The following is a 26,351-nucleotide window of genomic DNA, read 5'->3' on the forward strand; positions in this document are numbered from 1 at the left end:
GGTGCGGCACGTGCGCGACCGATCCGGGCCCGGTTCCTACTCGGCGACCGCCTCGTGCACCAGCCGCTTCAGATCCGGGAAGATCGTGTGCGAGCTCTTCGGCCGCACCTGCGTCATGAACTGCACCGTCAGGTCCCGGCTCGGGTCCACCCAGAACGTCGTGGTCGCGACGCCGCTCCAGCCGTACGTCCCGAGCCCCGAGGGTGCCTGCGTGCGGGCCGGGTCGATGACGACGGAGACGCCGAGGCCGAAGCCGACGCCGTCGTTGCCGGGTTCGTCGTGGGCGGGGCGGCTGCCGAAGGAGCGCAGGTCGGCGCCGCCCGGGAGGTGGTTCGACGTCATCAGGTCCACCGTCCCGGGAGCGAGGAGACGGGTGCCGTCGAGTTCGCCGCGGCGGCGCAGCAGTTCCATGAAGCGGTGGACGTCGTGGGCGGAGGCCACCATGCCGCCGCTGCCCGACAGGAAGCGCGGGCGGCCGTGCAGCGGGAGGCCGGGGATCGGCTCGATGCCGCCGTCGGCTTCGCCGTACAACTCGGAGAGTCTGAGCGCCTGGTCCTCGGTGACGCGGAAACCGGCGTCGGTCATCCCGAGCGGGCCGAAGATCCGCTCGGCGAAGAACGTGTCCAGCGGCTGCCCCGACGCCACCTCGATGATCCGGCCCAGCACGTTGGAGGCGACCGAGTAGTTCCACTGCGTGCCCGGCTCGAACTGCAGCGGCAGGCTCGCGTACACCTCGGTCGTTCGGGCCAGGTCCGAGCCCGGGATCACCGACGACTCCAGACCGGCCTCGCGGTAGAGGGCGTCGACGGGGTGCGCGTGGTAGAAGGCGAAGGTCAGGCCCGAGGTGTGGGTCATCAGATGCCGCACTCGTATCGGACCGTCCGCCGGGCGGGTCACGGTGTCGGCGCCGGAACCGCTGACGTACACCCGCGGCTCCGCGAAGGCCGGGACGAACCGTTCGACCGGGTCGTCCAGCGACAGGCGACCCTCCTCCACCAGGATCAGCGCGGCGACCGCGGTGACCGGTTTGGTCATGGAGTAGATCCGCCACAGGGTGTCGGCCTCGACGGGCAGCCCGGCCGCGAGGTCGCGGCGGCCGTGCGTCGTGAGGTGGGCGACGCGTCCGCCGCGGGAGACGGCCACGAGGTAGCCGGGCATGCGGCCCTCGTCGACGTAGTGGGCGAAGTGCTGGTCGAGGCGGTCCAGCGCCTTGGCGTCCAGCCCGACCTCACCCGGGTCCACCTCTTGTCGCAGCAGTGCCATCGTTCTCCTCCGTCGCGTTCGTCGAGGTGGTCCGGCAAATACCCCGCCGTGACGACCTCAGACATCATCGTCGCGCAGGAACGGCTCAACGGTCCCCCGCATCAGCATGATCGTCGATCGCTGTGAGGGAACGCACCGAACGGCGCCCCGCAGGCCGCCGCAGCCGCCACGGCCACGACGGAATACACGGCGCGGTCCGCCGGGTTGATCCGGGCATGACTCAGGACGCGCTGCTGCACCTGCTCTCCGAAAGCCACGGCGGGGTCCTGGTGACCCTCAAGCGCGACGGGCGGCCCCAGCTGTCGAACGTCAGCCACGCCTACTACCCCGACGAGCGGATCATCCGGGTCTCGATCACCGACGACCGCGCCAAGACCCGTAATCTGCGCCGCGATCCGAGGGCGTCGTACCACGTGACCAGCGCCGACCGGTGGGCGTACACGGTCGCCGAGGGCACGGCCGACCTCACGCCCGTGGCGAAGGACCCGTACGACGAGACGGTGGAGGAGCTCATCCGCCTCTACCGTGACGTCCTGGGCGAGCACCCCGACTGGGAGGACTACCGGGCCGCGATGGTCCGCGACCGCCGGCTGGTGCTGCGGCTGAAGGTGGAGCGGGCGTACGGGGTTCCCAAGAGGAGTTCTCAGGGGTGATCCGGCCTTACTCCGCGCGCACCGGCCGCCCCTGAAACCGGCCGGTGCGCGCGGAGGTTCTCCCCCTCGGGGTCAGGGATGTCGCAGCGCGCGCAGAGGTGTCCTTTTCTGCTTGGTTCGGCCGATGTTCTTGCCCAGGACGTCATCTGTCAACGGGGCGCATGGGAGCACGCCCGGCACACGACATGCCCCCGGAACCCGTCGAGGCTCCGGGGGCACAGGGGAAACGGCGGGATCAGGCGGTCACCTTCTCCGGCTGCCGCGCCCCCTGGGGCGACCGCTCGCCGAGCTGTTCGGTCGGGACCTTGTGGGTCTCGCGGGCCGTGAGGGCGGCGACGACCGGCGGGACGCACAGGGCGGCGGTGAACAGGGCCACCGCCGACCAGTCGTCGCCGTCCGGGCCCGCGATCTGCGCGGCGAAGGTGACCGCGAAACCGGCCACGGCGAAGCCGATCTGGGTGCCGATGGCCATGCCGGACAGCCGGACGCGGGTGGAGAACATCTCGCCGTAGAAGGAGGGCCAGACCCCGTTCGCGGCGCTGTAGACGACGCCGAAGGTGACGATGCCGAGGATCAGGGTCAGGGCGTAGGAGCCCGTGGAGATCGCCCACAGGTACAGGAACATCATCACCGCGCTGCCGACCGCTCCCACCAGGAAGACCGGGCGGCGGCCGATGCGGTCCGACAGGGTGGCCCACAGCGGGATCGCGGCGAGCGCCACCAGGTTGGCGAGCGCGCCCACCCACAGCATGGAGGAGCGGCTCATACCGACCGAGTCGCTGGTCGCGTACGACAGCGCCCACACCGTGAAGATCGTGCTGACCGAGGCGATGAGGGCGCCCGCGACGACCCGCAGGACGTCCGCCCAGTGCTCGCGGAACAGGATCGCCAGCGGCATCCTGACGACGCCCTCCTGGGCGGTCTGCTGGGCGAAGGCCGGGGTCTCGTCCAGCTTGCGGCGGATGACGAAGCCGACGACGGCGACCGCGACGCTCATCCAGAACGGCACCCGCCAGCCCCAGGACAGCAGCTGGTCGTCGGGCAGCGCGGCGACGGGGATGAAGACCAGGGTGGCGAGCAGCTGGCCGCCCTGGGTGCCGCTGAGGGTGAAGCTGGTGAAGAAGCCGCGCCGCTCGGGCGGGGCGTGCTCCAGTGACATGGAGTTGGCGCTGGCCTGCTCACCGGCCGCCGAGATGCCCTGCAGGACACGGCACAGCACGAGCAGGACGGGGGCGAGGGTGCCGACCTGGTCGCGGGTGGGCAGACAGCCGATGAGGAACGTCGACAGGCCCATCAGGATCAGCGTGAAGACCATGATCTTCTTGCGGCCGAGCTTGTCGCCGAAGTGCCCGAGGAAGAGCGCGCCGACCGGGCGGGCCGCGTACGCGACGCCGAACGTGGCCAGCGACAGCAGGGTCGCGGTGGCCGGGTCGGACTCGTCGAAGAAGACCTCGGGGAAGATCAGCGCGGCCGCGCTGCCGTAGATGAAGAAGTCGTAGTACTCCAAGGCGCTGCCGATCCAGGCCGCAGTGGCGGCTTTCTTCGGCTGGCCTGGGGGCGCGGCGACGGGGACGGACACGGCGTGCTCCTTCGGGGGAACCCCACCATAGGCGGAGTGAGCGGAGGGGAGAGGGGCCGGATCTTCGGCTAATTAACCCACTGGATAGTTAGTGGCGGTGGGTGGGATGTTGCGCCGACGTTTCCCGCGTGTCAAGAGGCCGTACGGAAGGATCTACGGAAGGACCTTCCTGTTCAGGCGCTTCCCCTCCGCCCTCAGTCCGCGGCGCGCTCCGCCGTCAGGTAGGCGATCACCATGTCGCCGAGCATCGCGCGGTAGTGCTCGCGCTGGGCGGGATCGATCAGGTCGCGGCCGAACAGGGCGCCGAAGGTGTGCCGGTTGGCGACCCGGAAGAAGCAGAACGCGCTGATCATCGCGTGCAGGTCGACGGCGTCCACGTCGGCCGTGAACAGCCCCGACTTCTGCCCCTGTTCCAGGATCCGGCGGATCACGTCGAGCGCCGGCGAGCTGATCTTGCCGAGCTTCTCGGAGGCGGCGATGTGCACGGCCTCGTGGATGTTCTCGATGCTCACCAGGCGGATGAAGTCGGGGTGCTGCTCGTGGTGGTCGAAGGTGACCTCCGCCAGGCGCCGGATGGCGGCGACCGGGTCCAGGTGTTCGACGTCGAGCCCCTGCTCGGCCTCGCGGATCACGGCGTACGCCCGCTCGAGCACGGCCGTGAACAGCTGTTCCTTGCCGCCGAAGTAGTAGTAGATCATCCGCTTGGTGGTGCGGGTGCGGGCCGCGATCTCGTCCACGCGGGCCCCGGCGAAGCCTGCCCGGGCGAACTCCTGGGTCGCCACGTCGAGAATCTCGGCCTGGGTGCGGACGGCGTCACGGATGCGCCCGCCTGGTCGTGCCGGTTCTTCGACGCTGGTCATCGACTTCCTTCGGGCTTACGGGTCAGTGCCGCAGATTGTAGAAGGAGGGGCGCCGCGCAGGATCCCGGGCCTCGCCCGAGGGCTTCCCGTGGACCAGGGATGCTGATATAGCTAACGTACTAGTTCGTACATTAGTGTTCGAGTGAGCCGCTCAGGAGGTCCCGCGTGGTGCCCAAGGACTCGTATCTCGTCGGTCTGATCGGTTCCGGTATCGGGCCCTCGCTCAGTCCCGCGCTGCACGAGCGGGAGGCCGACCGTCAGGGTCTGCGCTATGTGTACCGGCTCATCGACATCGACACCCTCGGGGTCCCGCCCGAGGCGGTGGGCGACCTGGTCCGGGCGGCCCGGGAGCTGGGCTTCGACGGGCTCAACATCACGCACCCCTGCAAGCAGCAGGTCATCCGGCACCTGGACGCCCTCGCCCCGCAGGCCGAGGCGCTGGGCGCGGTCAACACCGTCGTCTTCGAGGAGGACGGCCGGGCCGTCGGCCACAACACCGACGTCACCGGCTTCGCCGCCTCCTTCGCGCGCGGTCTGCCCGACGCACCGCTGGAGCGGGTCGTGCAGCTGGGCGCGGGCGGTGCGGGCGCGGCCGTCGCGCACGCCATGCTCACCCTCGGCGCCGAGCGGGTCACGGTCGTGGACGCGATGCCCGAGCGGGCGGCGGCCCTCGCCGACTCCCTGAACCGCCACTTCGGCGAGGGGCGGGCGCTCGCCGCCACTCCCGGCCGGCTGGCGGAGCTGCTCGCCCGGGCCGACGGCCTGGTCCACGCCACCCCCACCGGCATGGCCGCCCACCCCGGCCTGCCCTTCCCCGCCGCACTCCTGCACCCCGGCCTGTGGGTGGCCGAGGTGGTCTACCGCCCCCTGGAGACCGAGCTGCTGGGCACCGCCCGCGCGCTCGGCTGCGCCACGCTCGACGGCGGCGGCATGGCCGTTTTCCAGGCCGCGGACGCGTTCCGCCTGTTCACCGGCCGGGAACCCGACAGCGCGCGGATGCTCGCGGACATCGCGGAGCTGGCCGGCGCCGTACCGGCACCGAAGTAGTACCGGGCGACTCGAAAGGCAGAGGTACCGACATGCGTACGTCCATCGCCACCGTCTCCCTCAGCGGATCCCTCACCGAGAAGCTCACGGCCGCCTCCCGGGCCGGCTTCGACGGCGTGGAGATCTTCGAGAACGACCTGCTCGCCAGCCCTCTCACCCCCGAGGAGATCCGCGCCCGCTGCGCCGACCTCGGCCTCACCATCGACCTCTACCAGCCGATGCGGGACATCGAGGCCGTGCCCGAGGACGAGTTCGCCCGCAACCTGCGCCGCGCCCGGCACAAGTTCGAGCTGATGGACAGGCTCGGCGCCGACACGGTCCTCGTCTGCTCCAGCGTCTCCCCGCTCGCCGTGGACGACGACGCCCTCGCCGCCGAACAGCTGGGCCGACTGGCCGACCTGGCGCAGGACTTCGGCATCCGGGTCGCCTACGAGGCGCTCGCCTGGGGACGGCACGTCAGCACCTACGACCACGCCTGGCACATCGTCGAGACCGCCGGCCACCCGGCGCTCGGCACCTGCCTGGACAGCTTCCACATCCTCTCCCGGGGTTCGGACCCCAAGGCCATCGAGGACATCCCCGGCGAGAAGATCTTCTTCCTCCAGCTGGCCGACGCCCCGCTGCTCGCGATGGACGTCCTGCAGTGGAGCCGCCACTACCGCTGCTTCCCGGGACAGGGCGGCTTCGACGTCGCCGGGCTCGTCCGCAGTGTTCTGCATACGGGATACGACGGTCCGCTCTCCCTGGAGATCTTCAACGACGTCTTCCGCCAGGCCGAGGCCGGTCCCACCGCCGTGGACGCCCGGCGTTCCCTCCTCGTCCTCCAGGAGACGGTCGGTATCGCCGCACCGCCAGCCTCGGTCGCCCCGACGGGCATCGCCTTCGCCGAACTGGTGACACCCGACGCCGAACCGCTCTCGGCGGTGCTCGGCGCGCTGGGTTTCGCCCGCACCGCACGGCACCGCAGCAAGCCCGTCGACCTGTGGCAGCAGGGCGAGGCCCGACTCCTGGTCAACACCGGGACCGCCGTACGCCGTGACGGCACCGGGCTCGCCGCGATCGGGCTGGAGTCACCGGATCCGGGGGCCGCCGCCCGCCGCGCCGAGGCCCTGCTGGCCCCCGTGCTGCCCCGCCGCCGCGCCCCGGAGGACGCGCAACTGGACGCGGTGCTCGCCCCCGACGGCACGGAGCTGTTCTTCTGCGCGACGGACCGCCCCGAACTCCCCAACTGGCGGGCCGACTTCGAGAACCTCGCTCAGGCGCCGGCACCCGGACACGCGGCCCGCATCGACCACCTCGCGCTCACCCAGCCCTGGCACCACTTCGACGAGGCGGCCCTCTTCCACCGCAGCGTGCTCGGCCTGCACGCGCAGGAGAGCGTCGACGTCGCCGACCCCTACGGGCTGCTGCGCAGCCGCGCCGTCACCACCGACGACGGCAGCGTCCGGATCGCCCTGACCGTCGGCGCGGCCCCCACCGACGACACCGTCCACGCCCAGCACATCGCGCTGGCCACCGACGACGTCGTCGCCGCGGCCCGCCGCTTCGCCGAGGCCGGCGGCCGGCTGCTGCCGATCCCCGCCAACTACTACGACGACCTGGCGGCCCGGTACGAGTTCGCCGACGGCGAGCTGGAGACCTACCGCGAACTCGGCATCCTCTACGACCGGGACGCGCACGGCGAGTTCCGCCACTGCTACACGCCCACCATCGGCCGCGTCTTCTTCGAACTGGTCCAGCGCGACGGCGGCTACCGCGGCTACGGCGCCCAGAACGCCCCCGTCCGCCTGGCCGCCCAGCACGCGGCGCGGCGGCTCACTGGCGGCTGACGGTCCGGGTCACGCCGGCGAAGACCGTCGTGGCCAGGATCCAGCCGGCGATCACCAGGGCGTACGACAGCGTCTGGTATCCGCCCTCCGGCGCGAAGGCGCCTTCCTGACCGAAGGAGATCACCGGCAGCAGCAGGTCGAGCGTGTAGAACAGCGGGTTGAAGTCGGGGGCCTCGGACGGCTTCAGCGGGCGCGGGTGGTGCAGCGCGTACGCGACCGAGCCGATCGCGAGGAGCGAGAGGAGCCACACGCCGGCGAGCAGGGGGCGGAAACCGTAGCCGACGGTCGCTTCCTGGAGATGGCCCCAGACTCGGCCGTACCAGGGAAGGGTACGGCGGTGTCTGCGAAGTTTGGCGAGCTGGACGACGCGAGCCGCGTGGTCGTCGCCGACGCGGAGGTAGGCGGCCGTCAACTGCTCGTAGGTGTGGGGCAGATAGCCCTCGCCCTCCCGGCTCAGCATGGGCAGGCGGCGTTCTGCGCTCTCGTGCGGGGTGAGGGTGGTGTAGACGAGGCCGTTGAGGAGCACCCTGTCCGGCACCGCCTCCGGCTCCAGAAACAGGACGTCGATCTGGGCGCGGCGGAGATTGAGAAAGCCCTCCATGGGCGGGCTCCTGCGCAGCCAGAGCTCCCCGATGGTGCAGCTGCCGGCCCGCAGCGCGGCATCGCCCGGGTTCGACAGACGGGCGTACGACAGGTCGAGTCGGCCCCCGACCCGGGCGCCGCGCAGGCCGATCCAGCCGGCCGTGTGCACGCGCCGCAGGTGCAAGTCGCCCTCCACACCGAGGATCTGCGCGTCCAGGGCGACCTCCCCGGGTCGGCTGAGCCGTGCGTCGGTGAGGTTGACCGAGCCGGCGACCGAGCCACCGTTGAGGCGGAATTCCCCCTCCACTTGAAGGCCGGGTGCCCACAGGTCGTCGCCGATGGTCACGTGGTTGAGCTGGAGCGCCGGTTCCGCGCTGTCCGGCGCGGTGATCTGCGCCCGGTCCATGAACAGCGCTCCGGAGATCTGTGCTCCGCCGAGCCGCACCGGCCCGCGCAGACGGCAGTCGGTCAACCGCAGGACGCCCTCCACGTGCAGGGTGGCGGCGGTCAGCCCCGGCAGCACGGACCCGCTCAGGTTCAGCTGGCGGAGCCGGGCCCCGTACAGGACGGGGGCGTCCTGGAAAGAGCAGTGGCTCAGCCGTACGGCTTGGTCGATCGTGCCGTACTGCAGGTTGAGCAGGCCGGTGATGCGCGCGCCCGCCAGTTTGAGTGCGGGTATCTCCCCGTCCTCCTGCGGTCCGTTGAGCAGCAGTGCCCGCAACACGGCCGCCCGGACGGTCCGTTCGGGCCCCCAGTCGGCACCCTGCCCGGTGTCCTCGTCCTCCGCGGTGCGGAAGTCCACGGCCTCGCCCCGGGGGAAGGCCCGCCACAGCCGCAGTTCGGCCGGCGTCAAGTTGTCGATCTCCATCAGCCGCGACTCTGACGGGCTCCCCCTGACCTGTCAACCGGCCCTGGCCGGTCGACAGGCGCGGTCCTGCGAACGCGAGTACGGATGCGTAGGCGTGCCTACGGCCTGGTGTTCCACTCCGCGATCACCGGTCGACCGTGTTCTGTGGACAGTCGACTGAATGTCGCCGTCGCCAGTTGGAACAGTCGACCGTCCGCGGGATCCAGTCCCAGCCGGCGTGCCGTCAGCACCCGCAGGAAGTGGGCGTGCGCCACGAGGATGACGTCGCCGTCGGGCAGGGCGGTGTCCACGCGGGCGAGCACCCGGTCGGCACGCAGTCCCACCTCGGCGGGCGACTCGCCGGGATGCCCGTCCGGGCCGGGCGGCACGCCGTCGGTCCACAGATACCAGTCGGGCCGGGTGCGGTGGATGTCCACGGTGGTGACGCCCTCGTAGCCGCCGTAGTCCCACTCGTGCAGGTCGGGGTCGGACACGACCCGGGTGAGGCCCGCCAGTTCGGCGGTGCGTATCGCGCGGCCGAACGGGCTGGCCAGGGTGAGAGCGAAGGTCCGCGACGAGAGGAGCGGAGCGAGCAACTTGGCCTGTTCCTCACCGTGCTGGGTGAGGGGCAGGTCGGTCCAGCTGGTGTGCTGGCCCGACACGCTCCACTCCGTCTCACCGTGGCGGACCAGAAGAAGATCCCCCACGGCCGGACTACTCCTTCGCCGACTCGACGGCGTGGCCGCCGAACTGGTTGCGCAGTGCCGCGACCATCTTCATCTGCGGGGAGTCGTCCTGGCGGGACGCGAACCGGGCGAACAACGACGCCGTGATCGCCGGCAGCGGCACCGCGTTGTCGATGGCGGCCTCGACGGTCCAGCGGCCCTCGCCGGAGTCCTCCGCGTACCCGCGCAGCTTGTGCAGGTGCTCGTCCTCGTCGAGGGCGTTGACGGCCAGATCGAGCAGCCAGGAGCGGATGACGGTGCCCTCCTGCCAGGAGCGGAAGACCTCGCGCACGTCGGTGACCGAGTCCACCGCCTCCAGGAGCTCCCAGCCCTCGGCGTACGCCTGCATCATGGCGTACTCGATACCGTTGTGGACCATCTTGGAGAAGTGCCCGGCGCCGACCTTGCCCGCGTGGACGAATCCGGACGGCCCTTCCGGCTTGAGGGCGTCGAAGATCGGCCGCAGCCGGTCGACGTGCTCCTTGTCGCCGCCGACCATCAGGGCGTAGCCGTTCTTCAGGCCCCACACCCCGCCGGAGACGCCCGCGTCGACGAAGCCGATGCCCTTGGCGCCGAGTTCGGCGGCGTGCTGCTCGTCGTCGGTCCAGCGGGAGTTGCCGCCGTCCACGACGGTGTCGCCGGGGGAGAGGAGGTCGCCGAGCTCGTCGACGACGGACTGGGTGGGGGCGCCGGCCGGGACCATCACCCACACCGTGCGCGGGGCTTCGAGCTTGTCGACCAGTTCGGCCAGGCCGCTCACGTCGGAGAGTTCGGGGTTGCGGTCGTAGCCGATGACGGTGTGGCCGGCGCGGCGGATCCGCTCGCGCATGTTGCCGCCCATCTTGCCGAGGCCGATGAGGCCCAACTGCATCGTTGCCATGTCAGTGCACTTCCTTCAGTTCACGGTAGGTGGCCACGAGGGCGGCGGTGGAGGGGTCGAGACCGGGCACGTCGGCGCCTTCGGTGAGGGCGGGCTCGACGCGCTTGGCGAGGACCTTGCCGAGCTCGACGCCCCACTGGTCGAAGGAGTCGATGTTCCAGATCGCGCCCTGGACGAACACCTTGTGCTCGTAGAGGGCGATCAGCTGGCCGAGGACGGACGGCGTGAGTTCCTTCGCCAGGATCGTCGTCGTGGGGTGGTTGCCCTTGAACGTGCGGTGCGCGACCTGGTGTTCGGCCACGCCCTCCGCGCGGACCTCGTCCGCGGTCTTGCCGAAGGCGAGCGCCTGGCCCTGCGCGAACAGGTTGGCCATCAACAGGTCGTGCTGCGCCCTGAGTTCGTCGCTCAGCTCGCCCACCGGGCGGGCGAAGCCGATCAGGTCGGCCGGGATGAGCTTGGTGCCCTGGTGGATCAACTGGTAGTAGGCGTGCTGCCCGTTGGTGCCGGGCGTGCCCCACACCACGGGGCCGGTCTGCCACTCCACCGGGTTGCCGTCACGGTCCACCGACTTGCCGTTGGACTCCATGTCGAGCTGCTGCAGGTACGCGGTGAACTTCGACAGATAGTGGCTGTACGGCAGGACCGCGTGCGACTGGGCGTCGAAGAAGTTGCCGTACCAGACGCCCAACAGGCCCAGGATCAGCGGGGCGTTGTCCTCGGCGGGCTCGTTGCGGAAGTGCTCGTCGACGATCCGGAAACCGTCGAGCATCTCCAGGAAGTGGTCCGGGCCGATGGCGATCATCAGCGACAGGCCGATCGCCGAGTCGAACGAGTAGCGGCCGCCGACCCAGTCCCAGAACTGGAACATGTTGTCCGGGTCGATGCCGAACTCGGTGACCTTCTCCGCGTTCGTCGACAGGGCGACGAAGTGCTTCGCGACGGCCTTGTCCTCGCCGAGGCCGCCGGGGCCGTGCAGCAGCCAGGAGCGGGCCGAAGTGGCGTTGGTGATGGTCTCGATGGTGGTGAACGTCTTGGACGCGACGATGAACAGGGTCTCGGCCGGATCCAGGTCGCGGACGGCCTCGTGGAGGTCGGCACCGTCCACGTTCGACACGAAGCGGAAGGTCAGGTCCCGTGCGGTGTACGCCCGCAGGGCCTCGTACGCCATCGCCGGGCCCAGGTCCGAGCCGCCGATGCCGATGTTGACGACGTTCCTGATCCGCCTGCCGGTGTGGCCGGTCCACTCGCCGGAGCGCACCCGGTTGGCGAAGGAGGTCATCTGGTCGAGGACCGCGTGGACCTTGGGGACGACGTTCTCGCCGTCGACCTCGATCACCGCGTTCGCGGGCGCCCGCAGCGCGGTGTGCATGACGGCGCGGTCCTCGGTGATGTTGATCCGCTCACCGTCGACCATGGCGTCGCGCAGCCCGAACACGTCGGTGGCGGCGGCGAGTTCCTGGAGCAGGGCGAGGGTCTCGTCGGTGATCAGGTGCTTGGAGTAGTCGATGCGCAGGTCGCCGACGCGCACGACGTACCGTTCCGCGCGCCCGGGGTCCGTCGCGAACAGCTCACGCAGCTGCGGGTGCCACTGGGCGCGGTGGTCCTCCAGGGCCGCCCACTGGGGTCGCCGGGTGAGGCTGGGGGAGCCGGCAGGGGAGCCGGCGGGGGAGTCAGACATGTGCGGGGATCTCCTCGGTGGCCTCGCCCCGCAGGGCGACGGCGTACATCTCGTCCGCGTCGAGGCGCCTGAGCTCCTCGGCGATGAGTTCGGAGGTGGTGCGGACCTTCAGCGCGAGGGTGCGCGAGGGCTGCCCCGGCAGGGACAGCGTGGCCAGCGGGCCCTCGGGGCGGTCGATGACGATCTCGCCGTTCTCGGTGCCCAGGCGCACGGCCGTGACCACCGGTCCGGCGGTGACGACCCGGTCGACCGTGACGCCGAGGCGGGCCTCCAGCCAGCGGGCCAGCAGCTCGGCCGCGGGGTTCTCCTCCTCGGCCTCCACGGCCGCCGAGATCACCTTCACGCGGGCCTGGTCCAGGGCCGCGGCCAGCATCGAACGCCACGGGGTGAGCCGGGTCCAGGCGAGGTCGGTGTCGCCGGGCGCGTAGGTGCGGATCCGGGAGTCCAGCACCTGGAGCGGGTTCTCCACCGCGTACAGGTCGGTGATCCGGCGCTGGGCGAGCGCGCCCAGCGGGTCCTTCGCCGGGTTCTCCGGCGCGTCCACCGGCCACCACACCACGACCGGCGCGTCCGGCAGCAGCAGCGGCAGCACGACGGAGTCGGCGTGGTCGGACACCTCGCCGTACGTCCTGAGGATGACCGTCTCGCCGGTGCCCGCGTCGGCGCCCACCCGCACCTCGGCGTCGAGGTGGGAGTTGGTGCGGTCGCGCGGGGTGCGGGCGTGCCGCTTGATGACGACCAGGGTGCGCGAGGGGTGCTCGTGCGAGGCCTCCTCGGCCGCCTTGATCGCGTCGTAGGCGTTCTCCTCGTCCGTGACGATCACCATCGTCAGGACCATGCCCACGGCAGGGGTGCCGATGGCGCGGCGACCCTGCACCAACGCCTTGTTGATCTTGCTTGCCGTGGTGTCGGTCAGGTCGATCTTCATGGCCTGCGCCAGCTCCGTCCGTCTCGTGCGAGCATCTCGTCGGCTTCCTCGGGTCCCCAGCTGCCCGACGCGTACTGCGCCGGCCTGCCGTGGTTCGCCCAGTGCTCCTCGATCGGGTCGAGGATCTTCCAGGACTCTTCCACTTCCTGGTGACGGGGGAACAGGTTGGCGTCTCCCAGGAGGACATCCAGGATGAGCCGCTCGTACGCCTCCGGGCTGGACTCCGTGAACGACTCGCCGTACGCGAAGTCCATCGTGACGTCCCGGATCTCCATCGAGGTGCCGGGCACCTTCGACCCGAACCGGACCGTCATGCCCTCGTCGGGCTGGACGCGGATGACGATCGCGTTCTGGCCCAGCTCCTCGGTGGCAGTGGAGTCGAAGGGCGAGTGCGGGGCCCGCTGGAAGACCACCGCGATCTCGGTGACGCGGCGGCCGAGGCGCTTGCCGGTGCGCAGGTAGAAGGGGACGCCCGCCCACCTGCGGTTGTCGACGTTCAGCTTGATCGCGGCGTAGGTGTCCGTCGTGGAGGACGGGTCGGTGCCGTCCTCGTCCAGGTAGCCGCGCACCCGCTCGCCGCCCTGCCAGGCCTGCGCGTACTGCCCGCGCACCGTGTGGGCGCCGATGTCCTCCGGCAGCTTCACGGCCTTGAGCACCTTCAGCTTCTCCATGAGCAGCGACTCGGCGTCGAAGGCCGCCGGCTCCTCCATGGCGGTCAGCGCCATCAGCTGCAGGAGGTGGTTCTGGATGACGTCACGGGCGGCGCCGATGCCGTCGTAGTAGCCGGCCCGGCCGCCGATGCCGATGTCCTCGGCCATCGTGATCTGTACGTGGTCGACGTACGACCGGTTCCAGATCGGCTCGTACATCTGGTTGGCGAAGCGGAGCGCCAGGATGTTCTGGACGGTCTCCTTGCCGAGGTAGTGGTCGATGCGGAAGACCTGGTCCGGCTCGAACACGTCGTGCACGAGCGCGTTCAGCTCCCGCGCGCTCTTCAGGTCCCGCCCGAACGGCTTCTCGATGACCGCGCGCCGCCAGGAGCCCTCGGGGGCGTTCGCCAGACCGTGCTTCTTCAGCTGCCGCACGACCTTCGGGAAGAACTTCGGCGGTACGGAGAGATAGAAGGCGTAGTTGCCGCCGGTCCCGCGCGAGGCGTCCAACTCGTCGACGGCGGAGCGTAGTTGCTTGAACGCCGTGTCGTCGTCGAAGTCGCCCGGAATGAACCGCATGCCCTCGGCGAGCTGCTGCCAGACCTCCTCGCGGAACGGGGTCCGGGCGTGCTCGCGCACCGAGTCGTGCACGACCTGCGCGAAGTCCTGGTCCTCCCAGTCGCGCCGGGCGAAGCCGACCAGCGAGAAGCCCGGCGGGAGCATGCCGCGGTTGGCCAGGTCGTAGACGGCCGGCATCAGCTTCTTGCGGGACAGGTCGCCGGTGACACCGAAGATGACGAGACCGGACGGGCCCGCGATCCGGGGCAGGCGCCGGTCCTGCGGATGGCGCAGCGGGTTGGACCAGTCGGCCGCGGGGAGGACCGGGACGACCGGGAGGGTCGCCTCCGGCTTGGTCGCCTCCGGCCCGGTCTCCTCGGTCTCCGCTGTTTCCGGAGCCGTCGTTTCGGGAAGCTCCTCGCTCATTCCCCGTCAACTCCCTTGCTGTTCAGAGACTTCGTCACGGCGTCCAGCAGGTCCTGCCAGGCCACCGCGAACTTGGCGACGCCCTCGTCCTCCAGCTGCTGCACGACCTCGTCGTAGGAGATCCCGAGCTTCTCCACCGCGGCCAGGTCGGCGCGGGCCTGCGCGTAGCCGCCGGTGACGGTGTCGCCGGTGATCCGGCCGCGGTCGGCGGTGGCGTTCAGCGTGGCCTCGGGCATCGTGTTGACCGTGCCCGGCGCGACCAGATCGTCGACGTACAGCGTGTCCTTGTATGCAGGATCCTTCACACCGGTCGACGCCCACAGCGGGCGCTGCTTGTTGGCCTTGGCGCCGGCCAGAGCCGTCCAGCGCTCACCGGCGAAGGCGCTCTCGTACGCCTCGTAGGCGAGCCGGGCGTTCGCCAGCGCCGCCTTCCCCTTCAGGGCGAGGGCCTCGTCCGTGCCGAGGACCGTCAGCCGCTTGTCGATCTCGGAGTCGACCCGGGAGACGAAGAAGGAGGCGACGGAGTGGATCCGGGAGAGGTCCAGGCCCTTCGCCTGGGCCTTCTCCAAGCCCGCGAGGTAGGCGTCCATGACCTCGCGGTAGCGCTCCAGGGAGAAGATCAGCGTGACGTTGACGCTGATGCCGGCGCCGATGACCTCGGTGATGGCCGGCAGGCCCGCCTTGGTCGCCGGGATCTTGATCATGACGTTCGGGCGGTCCACCAGCCAGGAGAGCTGCCTGGCCTCGGCGATGGTCGCCGTCGTGTCGTGGGCGAGCCGCGGGTCGACCTCGATGGAGACCCGGCCGTCACGACCGCCGCTAGATGTGTATACAGAATGCAGGATATCGGCGGCTGCACGCACGTCGGCGGTCGTCATCATGCGGACGGCCTCGTCCACCGTGACGCCCCGCACGGCGAGGTCGCCCAGCTGCTCCTCGTAGCCCTCTCCCGAGCCGATGGCGGCCTGGAAGATGGACGGATTCGTGGTGACGCCCACCACGTGCTTCGTCTCGACGAGTTCGGCGAGGTTGCCGGATTCGATCCGCCTGCGCGACAAGTCGTCCAGCCAGATGGAGACGCCCTCGTCGGACAGGCGCTTGAGTGCTCCCGCGGGCGCGGTTCCTTCGGTCACTTTGATCATCTTCTTTCTGGCGATCGGATCAACCGCGGGCGGCAGCGAGGCCCGTCGTTGAATTAAGTACAGCCCTGGCGGCGGCGGCGACGTTCTCGGCGGTGAAGCCGTACTCGGCGAACAGGATCTTGGCGTCGGCGGAAGCGCCGAAGTGCTCGAGGGAGACGATGCGTCCTGCGTCACCCACGAACCGGTACCACGTCAGACCGATCCCGGCCTCGACCGCAACGCGGGCCTTCACCGACGGCGGAAGCACGCTCTCGCGGTACTCCCGCGGCTGCTCCTCGAACCACTCCACGGACGGCATCGACACCACCCGGGTGCCGACCCCCTCGGCCTCCAGCTGCTCCCGCGCGGCGACGGCGAGCTGCACCTCGGAGCCGGTGGCGATCAGGACGACGTCCGGGGTCCCGGTGGAGGATTCCTTCAGTACGTAACCGCCACGAGCCGCATCCGGGTTCGGCGCGTACGTCGGCACGCCCTGGCGGGTGAGGGCGAGGCCGTGCGGGGCCGGGTTGACGGCGTGCCGCTTGAGGATCTCGGCCCAGGCGATCGCGGTCTCGTTGGCGTCGGCGGGCCGGACGATGTTCAGGCCCGGGATGGCGCGCAGGGACGCGAGGTGCTCCACCGGCTGGTGGGTGGGGCCGTCCTCGCCGAGGCCGATGGAGTCGTGCGTCCAGACGTACGTCACGGGCAGCTGCATCAGCGCGGAGAGGCGGACGGCGTTGCGCATGTAGTCGGAGAACACCAGGAAGGTGCCGCCGTAGACACGGGTGTTGCCGTGCAGGGCGATGCCGTTCATCTCCGCGGCCATGGAGTGCTCGCGGATGCCGAAGTGGATCGTGCGGCCGTACGGGTCGGCCTCCGGCAGCGGATTGCCCTTCGGCAGGAAGGAGCTCGTCTTGTCGATGGTGGTGTTGTTCGAGCCGGCCAGGTCGGCGGAGCCGCCCCACAGCTCGGGGAGCACCGCGCCGAGCGACTGCAGCACCTTGCCGGAGGCGGCGCGGGTCGCGACGGACCTGCCCTCCTCGAAGACCGGCAGGGCGTCCTCCCAGCCCTCGGGCAGCTGACCCGCCACGACCCGGTCGAAGAGCCTGGCGCGCTCGGGGTTGGCGCCGCGCCACTTGCCGATCCGCTTGTCCCAGGCCGCGTGCGCCTCGGCGCCCCGGTCCAGGGCCCGGCGGGCGTGGGCGAGCACCTCGTCCGCCACCTCGAAGGAGCGCGACGCGTCGAAGCCCAGGACCCGCTTGGTGGCGGCGACCTCGTCCTCGCCGAGCGCGGAGCCGTGCGCGGCCTCGGTGTTCCGCGCGTTCGGCGCGGGCCAGGCGATGATCGTGCGCATCGCGATGATCGAGGGCCGCCCGGTCTCGGCCTTGGCGGACGTGAGGGCCGCGTACAGGGCGTGCACGTCGATGTCGCCGTCGGTGCCGGGCTCGATCCGCTGCACGTGCCAGCCGTACGCCTCGTACCGCTTCAGCACGTCCTCGGAGAACGCGGTCGCCGTGTCGCCCTCGATGGAGATGTGGTTGTCGTCGTAGACGAAGACCAGGTTGCCGAGCTTCTGGTGGCCGGCCAGGGAGGAGGCCTCGGCGGAGATGCCCTCCTCCAGGTCGCCGTCGGAGACGATCGCCCAGATGGTGTGGTCGAAGGGCGACTCGCCCTCCGGCGCCTCCGGGTCGAACAGGCCGCGCTCGTAGCGGGCGGCCATCGCCATGCCCACCGCGTTGGCGACACCCTGCCCGAGCGGACCGGTGGTGGTCTCGACGCCGGCCGTGTGACCGTACTCGGGGTGGCCGGGCGTCTTCGAACCGTGGGTCCTGAACGCCTTCAGGTCGTCCAGCTCCAGCTCGTACCCGGAGAGGAAGAGCTGCGTGTAGAGGGTGAGCGAGGTGTGCCCGGGGGACAGAACGAAGCGGTCACGGCCCGTCCACTCCGGGTCGGCCGGATCGTGACGCATCACCTTCTGAAAGATCGTGTACGCCGCCGGGGCCAGGCTCATCGCGGTGCCCGGGTGCCCGTTCCCGACCCGCTGCACGGCATCGGCCGCAAGAACACGGGCGGTGTCGACGGCACGCCGGTCGAGTTCGGTCCATTCCAAGCTGTCCGGTGTCTGCGTGCTCATCTTCAAGAAGTCCTCGATCGGAGCGAAGTAGCTGGTCTGACGCGTTCAAACTTAAAAGTCTGACTTTTACGGGGGAAGGTCGCGGTGTGTCAGCCTGTGGTGAAAGTGGGACACGCCCCCAGGCGGCACAGGGCGGCAGAGTCTGCGACCGAGGCGGCGCGAGAAGGACATGGCGGACAGAACCATGCAAGGCGGAGACATCCAAGGCGGAGACAGCGACGGCGGAATGGACGGGATCAGAACGTTCCCCTTCCCGGTCGAACTGAGCGTCGGCGGTGTCGGCATGCAGGTCGGCCCGATGGGCACCGGCCGCACCTGGCACGCGGACGCGCCGCTGGAACGCGTGCACCGCATCGACTTCCACGTGGTGATGCTCTTCGGCGGCGGTCCCGTACGCCACATGATCGACTTCGCCGAGTACGAGGCGACGGCCGGCGACCTGCTGTGGATCCGCCCCGGGCAGGTCCACCGCTTCTCGTCGACCTGCGAGTACCGCGGAACCGTCCTGACCATGCAGCCCGGCTTCCTGCCCCGCGCGGTCGTCGAGGCCACCGGGCTGTACCGCTACGACCTGCCGCCCCTGCTGCACCCCGACGAGCTCCAGCTCGCCGCGCTCCGGGCCGCCCTCGCCCAGCTCCAGCGCGAGTACGAGGACTCCGGCACCCTCCCGCTGAGCCTGCACACCTCGGTGCTGCGCCACTCGCTCACGGCGTTCCTGCTCCGCCTCGCCCACCTGGCGGCGAGCTCGGCGGAGGCGGCCAGACACCAGTCGGACACCACCTTCACCCTCTTCCGGGACGCCGTCGAGAAGGGCTTCGCCACCAACCACAGCGTCAGCGCCTACGCCGACACCCTCGGCTACTCCCGCCGCACCCTGGTCCGCGCGGTCCGCGCCGCCACCGGCCAGACCCCCAAGGGCTTCATCGACAAGCGCGTGATCCTGGAGGCCAAGCGGCTGCTGGCCCACACGGACCTGCCGATCGGCCGGGTCGGGGCGGCGGTCGGTTTTCCGGACGCGGCGAACTTCTCCAAGTTCTTCCACCAGCACACGGAGATGACACCGGCGGCGTTCCGGGCGGAGTTGCGCTGACCCGTCGGGCGCGCGTGCGGCACATCCGCACTTCCGGCACTTCCGGCACGACAACGGGGCTCCACGCGCGCGTGGAGCCCCGTTGGGGGAAGCGGGCCGCGGGTCAGCGGCCGAAGGTGAACCAGTTCACGTTCACGAAGTCCGCCGGCTGGCCGCTCGTGAAGGTGAGGTAGACGTCGTGGGTGCCGGTGACCGAACTCATGTTGGCCGGGACCGTCCGCCAGGACTGCCAACCACCCGTGTTGGCCAGCGAGAAGCTGCCGACGGGTGCGCTGGTACGGCTGTCCAGGCGGACCTCGACCAGACCGCTGACGCCGCTCCCCGCGCCGCCGGCCACCCGGGCGACGAACTGGGTGGCCGCCGCGGAGCCGAAGGTGACGCCCCGGTAGAGCGCCCAGTCGCCGTTGGCGAGGGAGGCGAGGTTCTGACCGCCGCCGGTGTCGGAGGTGGTCTCGGTGCCGGCGCCGGACTGGCTGTCGAAGGACTCGGCCTGGATGGTGCCGTAGGCGTCACGGTTGCCGGCCGGCGGGGGAGTGGTGGAACCGCCGTCGGCGGCCGACAGCACCTGGACGTAGTCCACGACCATGGGGACGCCGGAGCGGGTGTCGCCGTCCAGGCCGCCGCCGAACGCGTCGGGGAAGGCCCCGCCCATCGCCACGTTCAGGATGATGAAGAAGCCGTGGTTGGTGGCGTTGGACCAGGTCGTCGCGTCGACCTGGTTGGCGTTGACCGTATGGAAGTTGACGCCGTCGACGGAGAAGCGGATGGCTTCCGGGCTCGCCGAGCGGTCCCACTCCATGGTGTAGGTGTGGAAGCCGGACTGGCAGGTGGTGCCCGGACACGCGGTCGAGCCGCCGAGGCCAGTGGTCTCGTTGCACGGGCCGCCCGGGTTGGTGCCGCAGTGCATCGTCGCCCACACGGTGTTGCGGCCCTGGACGTTCTCCATGATGTCCAGCTCGCCGACGCTCGGCCAGTTCTGGTAGTTGCCCCGGTAGGGCGCGCCCAGCATCCAGAACGCGGGCCAGTAGCCCTCCGCGGCGGTGCCGGTGACGTTCGGCATCTGGATGCGGGCCTCGACGCGCAGCTTGCCGCCCGACGGGGGCTGGAAGTCGGTGCGGTTGGTCTCGATGCGGCCCGAGGTCCAGTTGCCGGCCGCGTTGCGCAGCGGGGTGATGCGCAGGTTGCCGTTGCCGTCGAGCGAGACGTTGCTGGTGCTGTTCGTCATCGTCTCGACCTCGCCGGTGCCCCAGTTGGCGGGGCCGCCCGGATACGAAGTGCCGGTCGCGTACTGCCAGTTGGAGGTGTTGACGCCGGTGCCCGCGGCACCGGTGAAGTCGTCGAGGAAGACCTGCGACCAGCCTGAGGGGGGCGTGGGCGCGTCGGCGTTCGCGGACGGGGAGGCGACCGTGGCCGCGGCCGCCGCGAGGCCCAGCGTGCTGACGACGGCGACGACCGCCCGCCGGAACGGGCGCCGTCTGCGGGGTATGCCGGAGGAATCACTCATGGGGGTGCCTCTCGGGTACGGAAGGGAGTGCGCGGGTGCCGTGAAGACACTTGGAGACCGCCCTGAGACTGCTCTGAGAGCGCTCTCAAAGTGCGCCCAATGTGCTCCCGGCCACTCCGGCCGTCAAGAGGTGTAACAGTGAAAGTCCTTCTGCCCCAGGTGAGTTAACCCGATGAAGACATGAATGTGCTAAAGCGCGCGGCCGGCCTTCTCGTCCGGGATTCGTCGAAGGCGCCGGTCAGCGCGGCGCCGTAGTTGCCGGTGACCCGCACGGCGGAGAGCGCGCCGTCGGTCACGGTCACCTCGACGGGGCTGGTGAAGTCGGCCTTCTTGGTGCCGACGGCGGGGGTGACGGCGATGACCGCCCTCTTCGTGGCGGCTTGCGCGGAGGCCGTCGCCGTCGCTGCCTCCGAGGCGTCTGCCGAGCCGCCACCGCACCCGGTCAGGACGGCCGCGGCGGGCACCGCTCCGAGCACGCCGAGCAGCCCGCGCCGGGACCACCCCCGCGACTGCCGCTCGGACCGGTTCGACATGTGCGGGACGCCCACGGCACACCTTCCTGAGATATCCACCTTTGCGGGTGCATCGTGCGCCTCGTACCTTGGACGACCCTGTGAAAGGGCGGACGGCTGTCTGAGATTCCGCTGAAGATCGCATACGGGCGTCGGAGCGCGTCAGGTGTGCGTCGTCACCTCGGAGAGCAGTTGCCGACCAGCCGACCAGCCGACCAGTCCCGGGCGGGCCTCGGGACCGGTGACACCGCCTACGGCCGGCTCCCCTCCGGCTGCCACCCCAGCGCCCGCGATATCCCCCGCGCCGCCAGCCGCACCGCCGGGATCAGGGCCGGTACCTGAGCACCCTCCTGGGGGACGACGACCGACACGGCCGCGACCAGTGTCCCGTCCGGCCCGCGTACCGGCGCGGCCACCGAGAGGGCGTCCTCGGTGACCTGGCGGTCGCTCACCGCGACGCCCGAGCGGCGTACTTCGGCCAGGACGCGGCGCAGCCGGTTCGGGTCGGTGATCGTGTACGGGGTGTAGGCGGCGAGCGGGCGGGCGCAGTACTCCTCCTGGAGGTCCGGATCGCCGTACGCCAGCAGGGCGAGGCCGACGCCGGTGACGTGCAGGGGCCAGCGGGCTCCGACGCGGATGTGGACGCCGACCGCGGAGCGCCCCGAGATCCACTCGATGTAGACGACCTCGGACCCGTCGCGCACCGCCAACTGCACGTTCTCGTGCGTGGCTTCGTACAGGTCCTCCAGGTACGGCAGCGCGACCTGCCGCAGTGCGAGGGCGCGGGGTGCGAGCGCCGCGACCTCCCACAGGCGCAGGCCGACGTGGTACGTGCCGGACTCGTCGCGCTCCAGGGCGCCCCACGCGGTCAGCGCGCCGACGAGCCGGTGCGCGGTGGTCAGGGTCAGCCCGGCCCGCCGGCTGATGTCCGTCAGGCTCAGCGCCGGGTGTTCGTGGTCGAACGCGGCGAGGACGGACAGCAGCCGGTCGGGCGCGGAGCGGGTGGTCATGGCCGGGCGTCTCCGGGATGGGCGAGGTCGTAGGGGCGGGGGTAGGCGGTCGGCCGGTACGCGAGGTAACGGCCCGGGGTGGTCGGATCCTCCTGCTGGGCGCGGGAGTTGAGGGTGGCGGGCGAGGTGTCCCAGCGGCCGGTGTCCAGTCGGTGCTCCAGGGTGTGCAGGGCGCCGACCATCTCGCCGGTGGTGAAGGTGCAGTGGCCGGGGCCGTCGACGTAGGCCTGGCTGAGCAGCGGGCCCGCGCCGGCGGCGGTGGCGGCCCGCCGGTAGGCGCTCTCGGACTGTACGGGGATCAGCGCGTCGCCGGTGGTGTGGATGTTCAGCTGGGGATCGGTGAGCCGGCCCGTGAAGCTGCTGGTCTGTCGCATCCAGCGTACGGCGGCGGGGTCGGCGGAGACGCGCGGCGAGCGGGCGAGGGCCGTGAGGTCGTTCCGCAGCGACACGCCCGCCTCCTTGTAGAGTTCCGTCACCTCCTTGTACAGCGGGGAGCGCCCGAGCATGGCGGTGTAGTCGACGCCGGTGTTCCAGGACGGGTTGCCGCCGGCGCGACTCTCCGCCTCCTGCCGCCAGGCGAAGGCGGGCCTGGTCAGGAGACCGGTGACGGCCGCGTACTGGTTGGCCTGCTGCCCGTCCCAGTCGGCCGGGCCGGGCTTGGTCTGTGCGGGGTCGTTGTGGCCGGGGATGTTGTGCAGGGCGGCGGCCAGGGCGATCCGGGCGCGGCCCGCCGGCGTCTGCTGGGCCGAGGCCACCTTCGCGGTGAGGGCCTTCGACGCCTCGACCGCGGACGCCTGGTCGGCGAACCCGGCGAGCGGGATGTCGGCGTCCGGCGCGAGCAGGGTCTTCAGCGCGAACACCGGATCCAGGGTGCTGTTCCAGTTGGCGACGCCGCCCTGCACGAGCCCGCACATCGACAGCGATCCGTCGAAGCGGTCGGCGTGCCGCTCGGCCAGGGCCGTCGTCACGAGGCCGCCGTAGGACCTGCCCCAGGCGATTGTCCGCCGGGCCGGTCCGAACTTCTGCGTGAACAGGTCCAGCGTGGCGAGCTGGTCGGGCACCGCGTCGGTGACGGCCCAGCCGTTCGTCGCGTACGAGGAGCCGATGAGGGCGTAGCCCTCGGCCAGGAGGTGGGCGGTCGTGGGCCCGCCGGAGTCCGAATCGGGCGAGTTCTGGCCGGGGTTGGGCGAGCCGGCGGGGCGGTAGCCGTGGCTGAAGAGGAGGACCGTGCCGTTCCAGTCGGCGGGTACGTCCATCAAGTAGGCCGCGCCCGAAGGGAGTCGGCCTTCGATGTGGGTGTCCGTCGGGGTCTGCGCCTGCGCGGGCAGGGCGGTCGTCGCGCACAGGGCGAGGGTCAGTAAGGCGATGGGGGTGCGGGTTCTCATCGGGGGGCACCTTCCGGTGTGGGGGTGGTGGTGCGGGACGGGGACGGGTCGAGGGTGTCGGTGTGGGTCTCGCGCATCCGCCAGACGGTGAGCGCGGTGATCGCCGCGCCGCCGCACAGCAGCAGCGAGACGGGCGTGCTGCCGCCGCCGTTCGAGGCCAGCAGGCTGCTCGCGATCAGCGGCGAGAACCCGGCGCCGACCAGGGTGGCCGCCTGGTAGCCGAGGGAGGCGCCGGTGTAGCGGACGCGGGTGCCGAACATCTCGGTGAGCAGGGCGCCGAGCGGGCCGTACATCGTGGACTGGGCGATGCCGTGGCCGAGGACGAGGGCGAGGATCAGCAGCCCGGGGGAGCCGGAGTCGACCAGCGCCAGTACCGGGAAGGCGAGGGCGGCCGAGGTGACGGCGCCGGCCAGGACCACCGGGCGGCGGCCGACCCGGTCGGACAGCGCGGACGCGGCGGGCAGCCCCAGCAGGGCGACACAGGAGGCGACGGTCACGGCGGTGAGCACCTGCGGGCGGCTGTACCCGTGGTCGACCGCATACGAAATCATGAATCCCGTCAGCAGCGACTGGGCGGTGAACGCGCCGATGCCGACACAGGCGGCCAGCAGGACCGGCTTCGGTCGCCGCAGCACCTCCACGACCGGGGGTTTCGCCGACGGCTCGCGCTTCACCTCGGCGAACAGCGGGCTCTCGGCGACCTTGAGGCGGACGAACATGCCGACGGCCAGCAGCAGGATGCTCAGCAGGAACGGCACCCGCCAGCCCCAGGAGCGGAAGTCGTCGTCGGGGAGGGCGGAGACCAGCGTGACCACGCCGGCCGAGAGCACGGAGCCGAGCGGGGCGCCGAGCTGAGTGAAGCTGGACCACAGGCCGCGCCGGGAGCCCTGCACGCGCTCGGCGTGCTCGACGACCATCAGGGTCGCGCCGCCCCACTCGCCGCCGATCGCGAGACCCTGCACGACGCGCAGGGTGACGAGGAGGACGGGGGCCCAGACGCCGATCATGTCGTAGGTCGGCAGCACGCCGATCAGGAAACTGCCGCAGCCCATCAGGGCCATGGTCAGCAGCATCATCGACTTGCGGCCGAGGCGGTCGCCGAAGTGGCCGAAAATGATGCCGCCGAGCGGGCGGGCCACATAGCCCGCGGCGAAGGTGCCGAAGGCCGCGATGGTGCCGACCGCGGGGTCGGCGCCGGGGAAGAACAGGTCGCCGAAGACCAGTGCGGCGACCGTGCCGTAGACGAGGAAGTCGTAGAACTCCACTGCCGTGCCGAGCAGGCCGGACAGGGCGACGCGGCGCAACTGCCGCTGATCCGGGGATGGTTGACGGGCGGACGTGCGGGGTGGCTGCACGATGAGCTCCCTGGTGCCGATGCCGTGGGGGTGTCACCGGTGGGGGACTTCACCGGTGCGACCCCGGTGAAGTTAGGCATCAATCGTGCGGCCGTCAATCAGTTGCACAACATTCAGCTGAGTCCGTCCTCCGCGATCCGCAGCAGCAGCGTGTGCAGCGCGTCCCGTTCGGCCGGGTTTAGCGGGCCGAGGAGTTCGTTGGTCACGCGCAGGCCGGCCTCGTCGGTGTCGCGCAGGAAGCCGCGGCCCCCCTCGGTGAGCACGACGATGCGGCTGCGGCGGTCGTCCGGGGAGGGGCGCCGCTCGGCGAAGCCAAGCTTCTCCAGGTCGTCGACCAGGCCGACGATCGCGCTCGGGTCGTAGCCGAGGGTCGTGCTCAGCTCGCGCTGGAGCGCACCCCCGGATGTGGCGAGGAAGCGGAGCAGCGCGTAGTGGCGCAGGCGCAGGCCGGACTCCTGGAGGAAGCCGTTGAACAGTTGCCCGGAGCGCAGGCCCAGCCGGTACAGCAGATAGCCGGTGTCCGCGTGCAGCCCGCGCATCCACGGCTCGTCGGCGTCGATCGGGGCGGGGCCTGCGGCGTGGTCGGGGGCGTGTGGCTGGCGGGCGATGGCGGGCTCCCTGGGAGAGGCCCCGGGCGGGGCGGTTCGACGTGCTGAGCGGTGGATGCGTGGTGTCCGGATCGGTGCTGGGGCCAGTCTGACGCACCGGACGGGCGGCAACAACTATTGACGTCGCCAATTATTGCTCTTAGCTTCGATCTCGACGCCGCACAGCCGCGGCCGCATCACCCGTGTCATGTTGTGAAGGGACCCGCCCGTGCCCAGCATCGATCTCACCGGCAAGGCCGCCGTCGTCACCGGCAGCGGCCGGGGCCTCGGCCTCGCCTACGCCCACGCCCTGGCCGCCCATGGCGCGTCCGTGGTGATCAACGACGTCGACGAGGCCGTGGCCGAGCAGGCCGTGAAGTCCATCACCGCGGCGGGCGGCACCGCCGTCGCCGAGGTCGTCCCGGTCGGCACGACCGAGGCCGCCGACCGGCTCGTCGGCCGTGCCGTCGAGGAGTTCGGGCGCCTCGACATCCTGGTCACCAACGCGGGCATCCTGCGCGACAAGGTCCTGTGGAAGATGACCGACGAGGACTTCGACGCGGTCGTCACCACCCACCTCAAGGGCACCTTCACCTGCGCCCGGGCCGCCGCCGTGCGCATGCGCGAGCAGGGCGAGGGCGGCACCCTGATCCTGGTCGGCTCCCCGGCCGGACAGCGCGGCAACTTCGGGCAGACGAACTACGCCGCCGCGAAGGCCGGCATCGCCGCGATGGCCCGCACCTGGTCCATGGAGCTCGGCCGCGCCGGCATCACCGTCAACGCGATCGTGCCGGTCGCCGCCACCGCGATGACCGAGACCATCCCCGCCTTCGCGCCCTACATCGAGGCGATGAAGAACGGCGAGCCGCTGCCGGCCTTCCTCCGCAAGGGCGAGGGCTTCGGCACCCCCGAGGACTGTGCGGCCCTCGTCCCCTTCCTCGCCTCCGAGGCCGCCCGCTCGATCACCGGCCAGGCCATCGGCATCGGCGGCGACAAGGTGGCACTCTGGTCGCATCCGCAGGAGATCAGCGCGGCCTACGCCGACGGCGGCTGGACCCCCGAGACCCTGGCCGACGCCTTCCCCACGTCGGTCGGCGCCGAACTCCAGACGGTCGGCATCCCGGCCCCCAAGTTCCCGGAGGCCTGAC

At 71.0% G+C, this 26,351-nt stretch carries 22 protein-coding genes; 5 read left to right on the forward strand and 17 right to left on the reverse strand.

The features are described from left to right. Positions 1-36: 36 nt before the first annotated feature. Positions 37-1,263, reverse strand: a complete 1,227-nt coding sequence (locus QFZ76_RS40930; RefSeq protein WP_307678406.1) for a serine hydrolase — start codon at positions 1,261-1,263, stop codon at positions 37-39. A 215-nt stretch (positions 1,264-1,478) separates the two neighbouring features. On the opposite strand from QFZ76_RS40930, the gene QFZ76_RS40935 reads away from it, so the two are divergent. After that, on the forward strand, positions 1,479-1,916 hold the full coding sequence (locus QFZ76_RS40935; protein ID WP_307678407.1) for a PPOX class F420-dependent oxidoreductase: 438 nt from the start codon (positions 1,479-1,481) through the stop codon (positions 1,914-1,916). A gap of 235 nt (positions 1,917-2,151) precedes the next feature. Here QFZ76_RS40935 and QFZ76_RS40940 read toward each other — a convergent pair whose 3' ends face one another. Beyond that, positions 2,152-3,495 carry an MFS transporter gene (locus QFZ76_RS40940; protein WP_307678408.1) on the reverse strand — a complete coding sequence of 448 codons (1,344 nt, stop codon included), beginning with the start codon at positions 3,493-3,495 and terminating at the stop codon, positions 2,152-2,154. A 194-nt stretch (positions 3,496-3,689) separates the two neighbouring features. Next, positions 3,690-4,355 carry a TetR/AcrR family transcriptional regulator gene (locus tag QFZ76_RS40945; protein ID WP_307678409.1) on the reverse strand — a complete coding sequence of 222 codons (666 nt, stop codon included), beginning with the start codon at positions 4,353-4,355 and terminating at the stop codon, positions 3,690-3,692. A 168-nt stretch (positions 4,356-4,523) separates the two neighbouring features. On the opposite strand from QFZ76_RS40945, the gene QFZ76_RS40950 reads away from it, so the two are divergent. Then, positions 4,524-5,402: a shikimate dehydrogenase gene (locus tag QFZ76_RS40950; RefSeq protein ID WP_307680279.1), complete on the forward strand. Its 879-nt coding sequence runs from the start codon at positions 4,524-4,526 to the stop codon at positions 5,400-5,402. Positions 5,403-5,434: 32 nt separating this feature from the next. Beyond that, entirely contained in the window at positions 5,435-7,231 is a 1,797-nt protein-coding gene (locus tag QFZ76_RS40955) for a bifunctional sugar phosphate isomerase/epimerase/4-hydroxyphenylpyruvate dioxygenase family protein (protein ID WP_307678410.1), read from the forward strand. On the opposite strand, the gene QFZ76_RS40960 is transcribed toward QFZ76_RS40955, so the two are convergent. The 8 genes from QFZ76_RS40960 to tkt form a co-directional block, all read right to left on the reverse strand. Next, positions 7,218-8,681 (reverse strand): membrane-associated oxidoreductase, encoded by a 1,464-nt coding sequence (locus QFZ76_RS40960; RefSeq protein WP_307678411.1) that lies wholly within the window; start codon positions 8,679-8,681, stop codon positions 7,218-7,220. The genes QFZ76_RS40955 and QFZ76_RS40960 overlap by 14 nt on opposite strands. A 98-nt stretch (positions 8,682-8,779) precedes the next feature. After that, a complete protein-coding gene (locus QFZ76_RS40965) occupies positions 8,780-9,367 on the reverse strand; it encodes a histidine phosphatase family protein (RefSeq protein ID WP_307678412.1) in 588 nt (195 codons plus the stop codon). Between the two features lie 7 nt (positions 9,368-9,374). After that, positions 9,375-10,256, reverse strand: coding sequence for a phosphogluconate dehydrogenase (NAD(+)-dependent, decarboxylating) (gnd, locus tag QFZ76_RS40970; RefSeq protein ID WP_307680280.1), 882 nt, complete (start codon positions 10,254-10,256; stop codon positions 9,375-9,377). Between the two features lie 10 nt (positions 10,257-10,266). Then, the gene (gene pgi / locus QFZ76_RS40975; protein ID WP_307678413.1) at positions 10,267-11,943 is read right to left on the reverse strand and encodes a glucose-6-phosphate isomerase; all 1,677 of its coding nucleotides are present in this window, start codon (positions 11,941-11,943) and stop codon (positions 10,267-10,269) included. Further along, positions 11,936-12,871: a glucose-6-phosphate dehydrogenase assembly protein OpcA gene (gene opcA / locus QFZ76_RS40980; protein WP_307678414.1), complete on the reverse strand. Its 936-nt coding sequence runs from the start codon at positions 12,869-12,871 to the stop codon at positions 11,936-11,938. The genes pgi and opcA overlap by 8 nt, the downstream gene beginning before the upstream one ends. Further along, positions 12,868-14,505 carry a glucose-6-phosphate dehydrogenase gene (gene zwf / locus QFZ76_RS40985; RefSeq protein ID WP_307678415.1) on the reverse strand — a complete coding sequence of 546 codons (1,638 nt, stop codon included), beginning with the start codon at positions 14,503-14,505 and terminating at the stop codon, positions 12,868-12,870. The genes opcA and zwf overlap by 4 nt, the downstream gene beginning before the upstream one ends. Further along, positions 14,502-15,647 carry a transaldolase gene (tal, locus tag QFZ76_RS40990; protein ID WP_307678416.1) on the reverse strand — a complete coding sequence of 382 codons (1,146 nt, stop codon included), beginning with the start codon at positions 15,645-15,647 and terminating at the stop codon, positions 14,502-14,504. Before tal ends, zwf begins: the two co-directional genes overlap by 4 nt. A gap of 19 nt (positions 15,648-15,666) precedes the next feature. Continuing rightward, positions 15,667-17,760: a transketolase gene (gene tkt / locus QFZ76_RS40995; RefSeq protein ID WP_307678417.1), complete on the reverse strand. Its 2,094-nt coding sequence runs from the start codon at positions 17,758-17,760 to the stop codon at positions 15,667-15,669. Positions 17,761-17,929: 169 nt separating this feature from the next. On the opposite strand from tkt, the gene QFZ76_RS41000 reads away from it, so the two are divergent. Further along, positions 17,930-18,850 (forward strand): AraC family transcriptional regulator, encoded by a 921-nt coding sequence (locus QFZ76_RS41000; RefSeq protein WP_307678418.1) that lies wholly within the window; start codon positions 17,930-17,932, stop codon positions 18,848-18,850. A gap of 103 nt (positions 18,851-18,953) precedes the next feature. Here QFZ76_RS41000 and QFZ76_RS41005 read toward each other — a convergent pair whose 3' ends face one another. From QFZ76_RS41005 to QFZ76_RS41030, 6 genes are all read right to left on the reverse strand, one after another. Beyond that, on the reverse strand, positions 18,954-20,354 hold the full coding sequence (locus QFZ76_RS41005; protein ID WP_307678419.1) for a glycoside hydrolase family 16 protein: 1,401 nt from the start codon (positions 20,352-20,354) through the stop codon (positions 18,954-18,956). Positions 20,355-20,518: 164 nt separating this feature from the next. Further along, positions 20,519-20,902 (reverse strand): hypothetical protein, encoded by a 384-nt coding sequence (locus QFZ76_RS41010; protein WP_307678420.1) that lies wholly within the window; start codon positions 20,900-20,902, stop codon positions 20,519-20,521. 215 nt (positions 20,903-21,117) lie between these two features. Continuing rightward, positions 21,118-21,876 carry an IclR family transcriptional regulator gene (locus QFZ76_RS41015; protein WP_307678421.1) on the reverse strand — a complete coding sequence of 253 codons (759 nt, stop codon included), beginning with the start codon at positions 21,874-21,876 and terminating at the stop codon, positions 21,118-21,120. After that, positions 21,873-23,261, reverse strand: a complete 1,389-nt coding sequence (locus QFZ76_RS41020) for a S9 family peptidase (RefSeq protein ID WP_307678422.1) — start codon at positions 23,259-23,261, stop codon at positions 21,873-21,875. Before QFZ76_RS41020 ends, QFZ76_RS41015 begins: the two co-directional genes overlap by 4 nt. After that, the gene (locus QFZ76_RS41025; RefSeq protein WP_307678423.1) at positions 23,258-24,616 is read right to left on the reverse strand and encodes an MFS transporter; all 1,359 of its coding nucleotides are present in this window, start codon (positions 24,614-24,616) and stop codon (positions 23,258-23,260) included. The genes QFZ76_RS41020 and QFZ76_RS41025 overlap by 4 nt, the downstream gene beginning before the upstream one ends. A 113-nt stretch (positions 24,617-24,729) precedes the next feature. Continuing rightward, positions 24,730-25,155, reverse strand: a complete 426-nt coding sequence (locus QFZ76_RS41030; protein ID WP_307678424.1) for a MarR family winged helix-turn-helix transcriptional regulator — start codon at positions 25,153-25,155, stop codon at positions 24,730-24,732. Between the two features lie 277 nt (positions 25,156-25,432). Here QFZ76_RS41030 and QFZ76_RS41035 point away from each other — a divergent pair, with 277 nt between their 5' ends. Further along, the gene (locus tag QFZ76_RS41035; protein WP_307678425.1) at positions 25,433-26,350 is read left to right on the forward strand and encodes an SDR family NAD(P)-dependent oxidoreductase; all 918 of its coding nucleotides are present in this window, start codon (positions 25,433-25,435) and stop codon (positions 26,348-26,350) included. Position 26,351 lies beyond the last annotated feature (1 nt).

The organism is Streptomyces sp. V4I2, from assembly GCF_030817655.1.
GTDB classification, from domain to species: Bacteria; Actinomycetota; Actinomycetes; order Streptomycetales; family Streptomycetaceae; genus Streptomyces; species Streptomyces plumbiresistens.

Coding starts and splice junctions, on each gene's coding strand:
- QFZ76_RS40930 (WP_307678406.1), bottom strand. CDS start 1,263: ATGGCACTGCTGCGACAAGAGGTGGACCCGGGTGAGGTCGGGCTGGAC.
- QFZ76_RS40935 (WP_307678407.1), top strand. CDS start 1,479: ATGACTCAGGACGCGCTGCTGCACCTGCTCTCCGAAAGCCACGGCGGG.
- QFZ76_RS40945 (WP_307678409.1), bottom strand. CDS start 4,355: ATGACCAGCGTCGAAGAACCGGCACGACCAGGCGGGCGCATCCGTGAC.
- QFZ76_RS40955 (WP_307678410.1), top strand. CDS start 5,435: ATGCGTACGTCCATCGCCACCGTCTCCCTCAGCGGATCCCTCACCGAG.
- QFZ76_RS40960 (WP_307678411.1), bottom strand. CDS start 8,681: ATGGAGATCGACAACTTGACGCCGGCCGAACTGCGGCTGTGGCGGGCC.
- gnd (WP_307680280.1), bottom strand. CDS start 10,256: ATGCAGTTGGGCCTCATCGGCCTCGGCAAGATGGGCGGCAACATGCGC.
- pgi (WP_307678413.1), bottom strand. CDS start 11,943: ATGTCTGACTCCCCCGCCGGCTCCCCTGCCGGCTCCCCCAGCCTCACC.
- opcA (WP_307678414.1), bottom strand. CDS start 12,871: ATGAAGATCGACCTGACCGACACCACGGCAAGCAAGATCAACAAGGCG.
- zwf (WP_307678415.1), bottom strand. CDS start 14,505: ATGAGCGAGGAGCTTCCCGAAACGACGGCTCCGGAAACAGCGGAGACC.
- tal (WP_307678416.1), bottom strand. CDS start 15,647: ATGATCAAAGTGACCGAAGGAACCGCGCCCGCGGGAGCACTCAAGCGC.
- tkt (WP_307678417.1), bottom strand. CDS start 17,760: ATGAGCACGCAGACACCGGACAGCTTGGAATGGACCGAACTCGACCGG.
- QFZ76_RS41000 (WP_307678418.1), top strand. CDS start 17,930: ATGGCGGACAGAACCATGCAAGGCGGAGACATCCAAGGCGGAGACAGC.
- QFZ76_RS41005 (WP_307678419.1), bottom strand. CDS start 20,354: ATGAGTGATTCCTCCGGCATACCCCGCAGACGGCGCCCGTTCCGGCGG.
- QFZ76_RS41015 (WP_307678421.1), bottom strand. CDS start 21,876: ATGACCACCCGCTCCGCGCCCGACCGGCTGCTGTCCGTCCTCGCCGCG.
- QFZ76_RS41020 (WP_307678422.1), bottom strand. CDS start 23,261: ATGAGAACCCGCACCCCCATCGCCTTACTGACCCTCGCCCTGTGCGCG.
- QFZ76_RS41030 (WP_307678424.1), bottom strand. CDS start 25,155: ATGCGCGGGCTGCACGCGGACACCGGCTATCTGCTGTACCGGCTGGGC.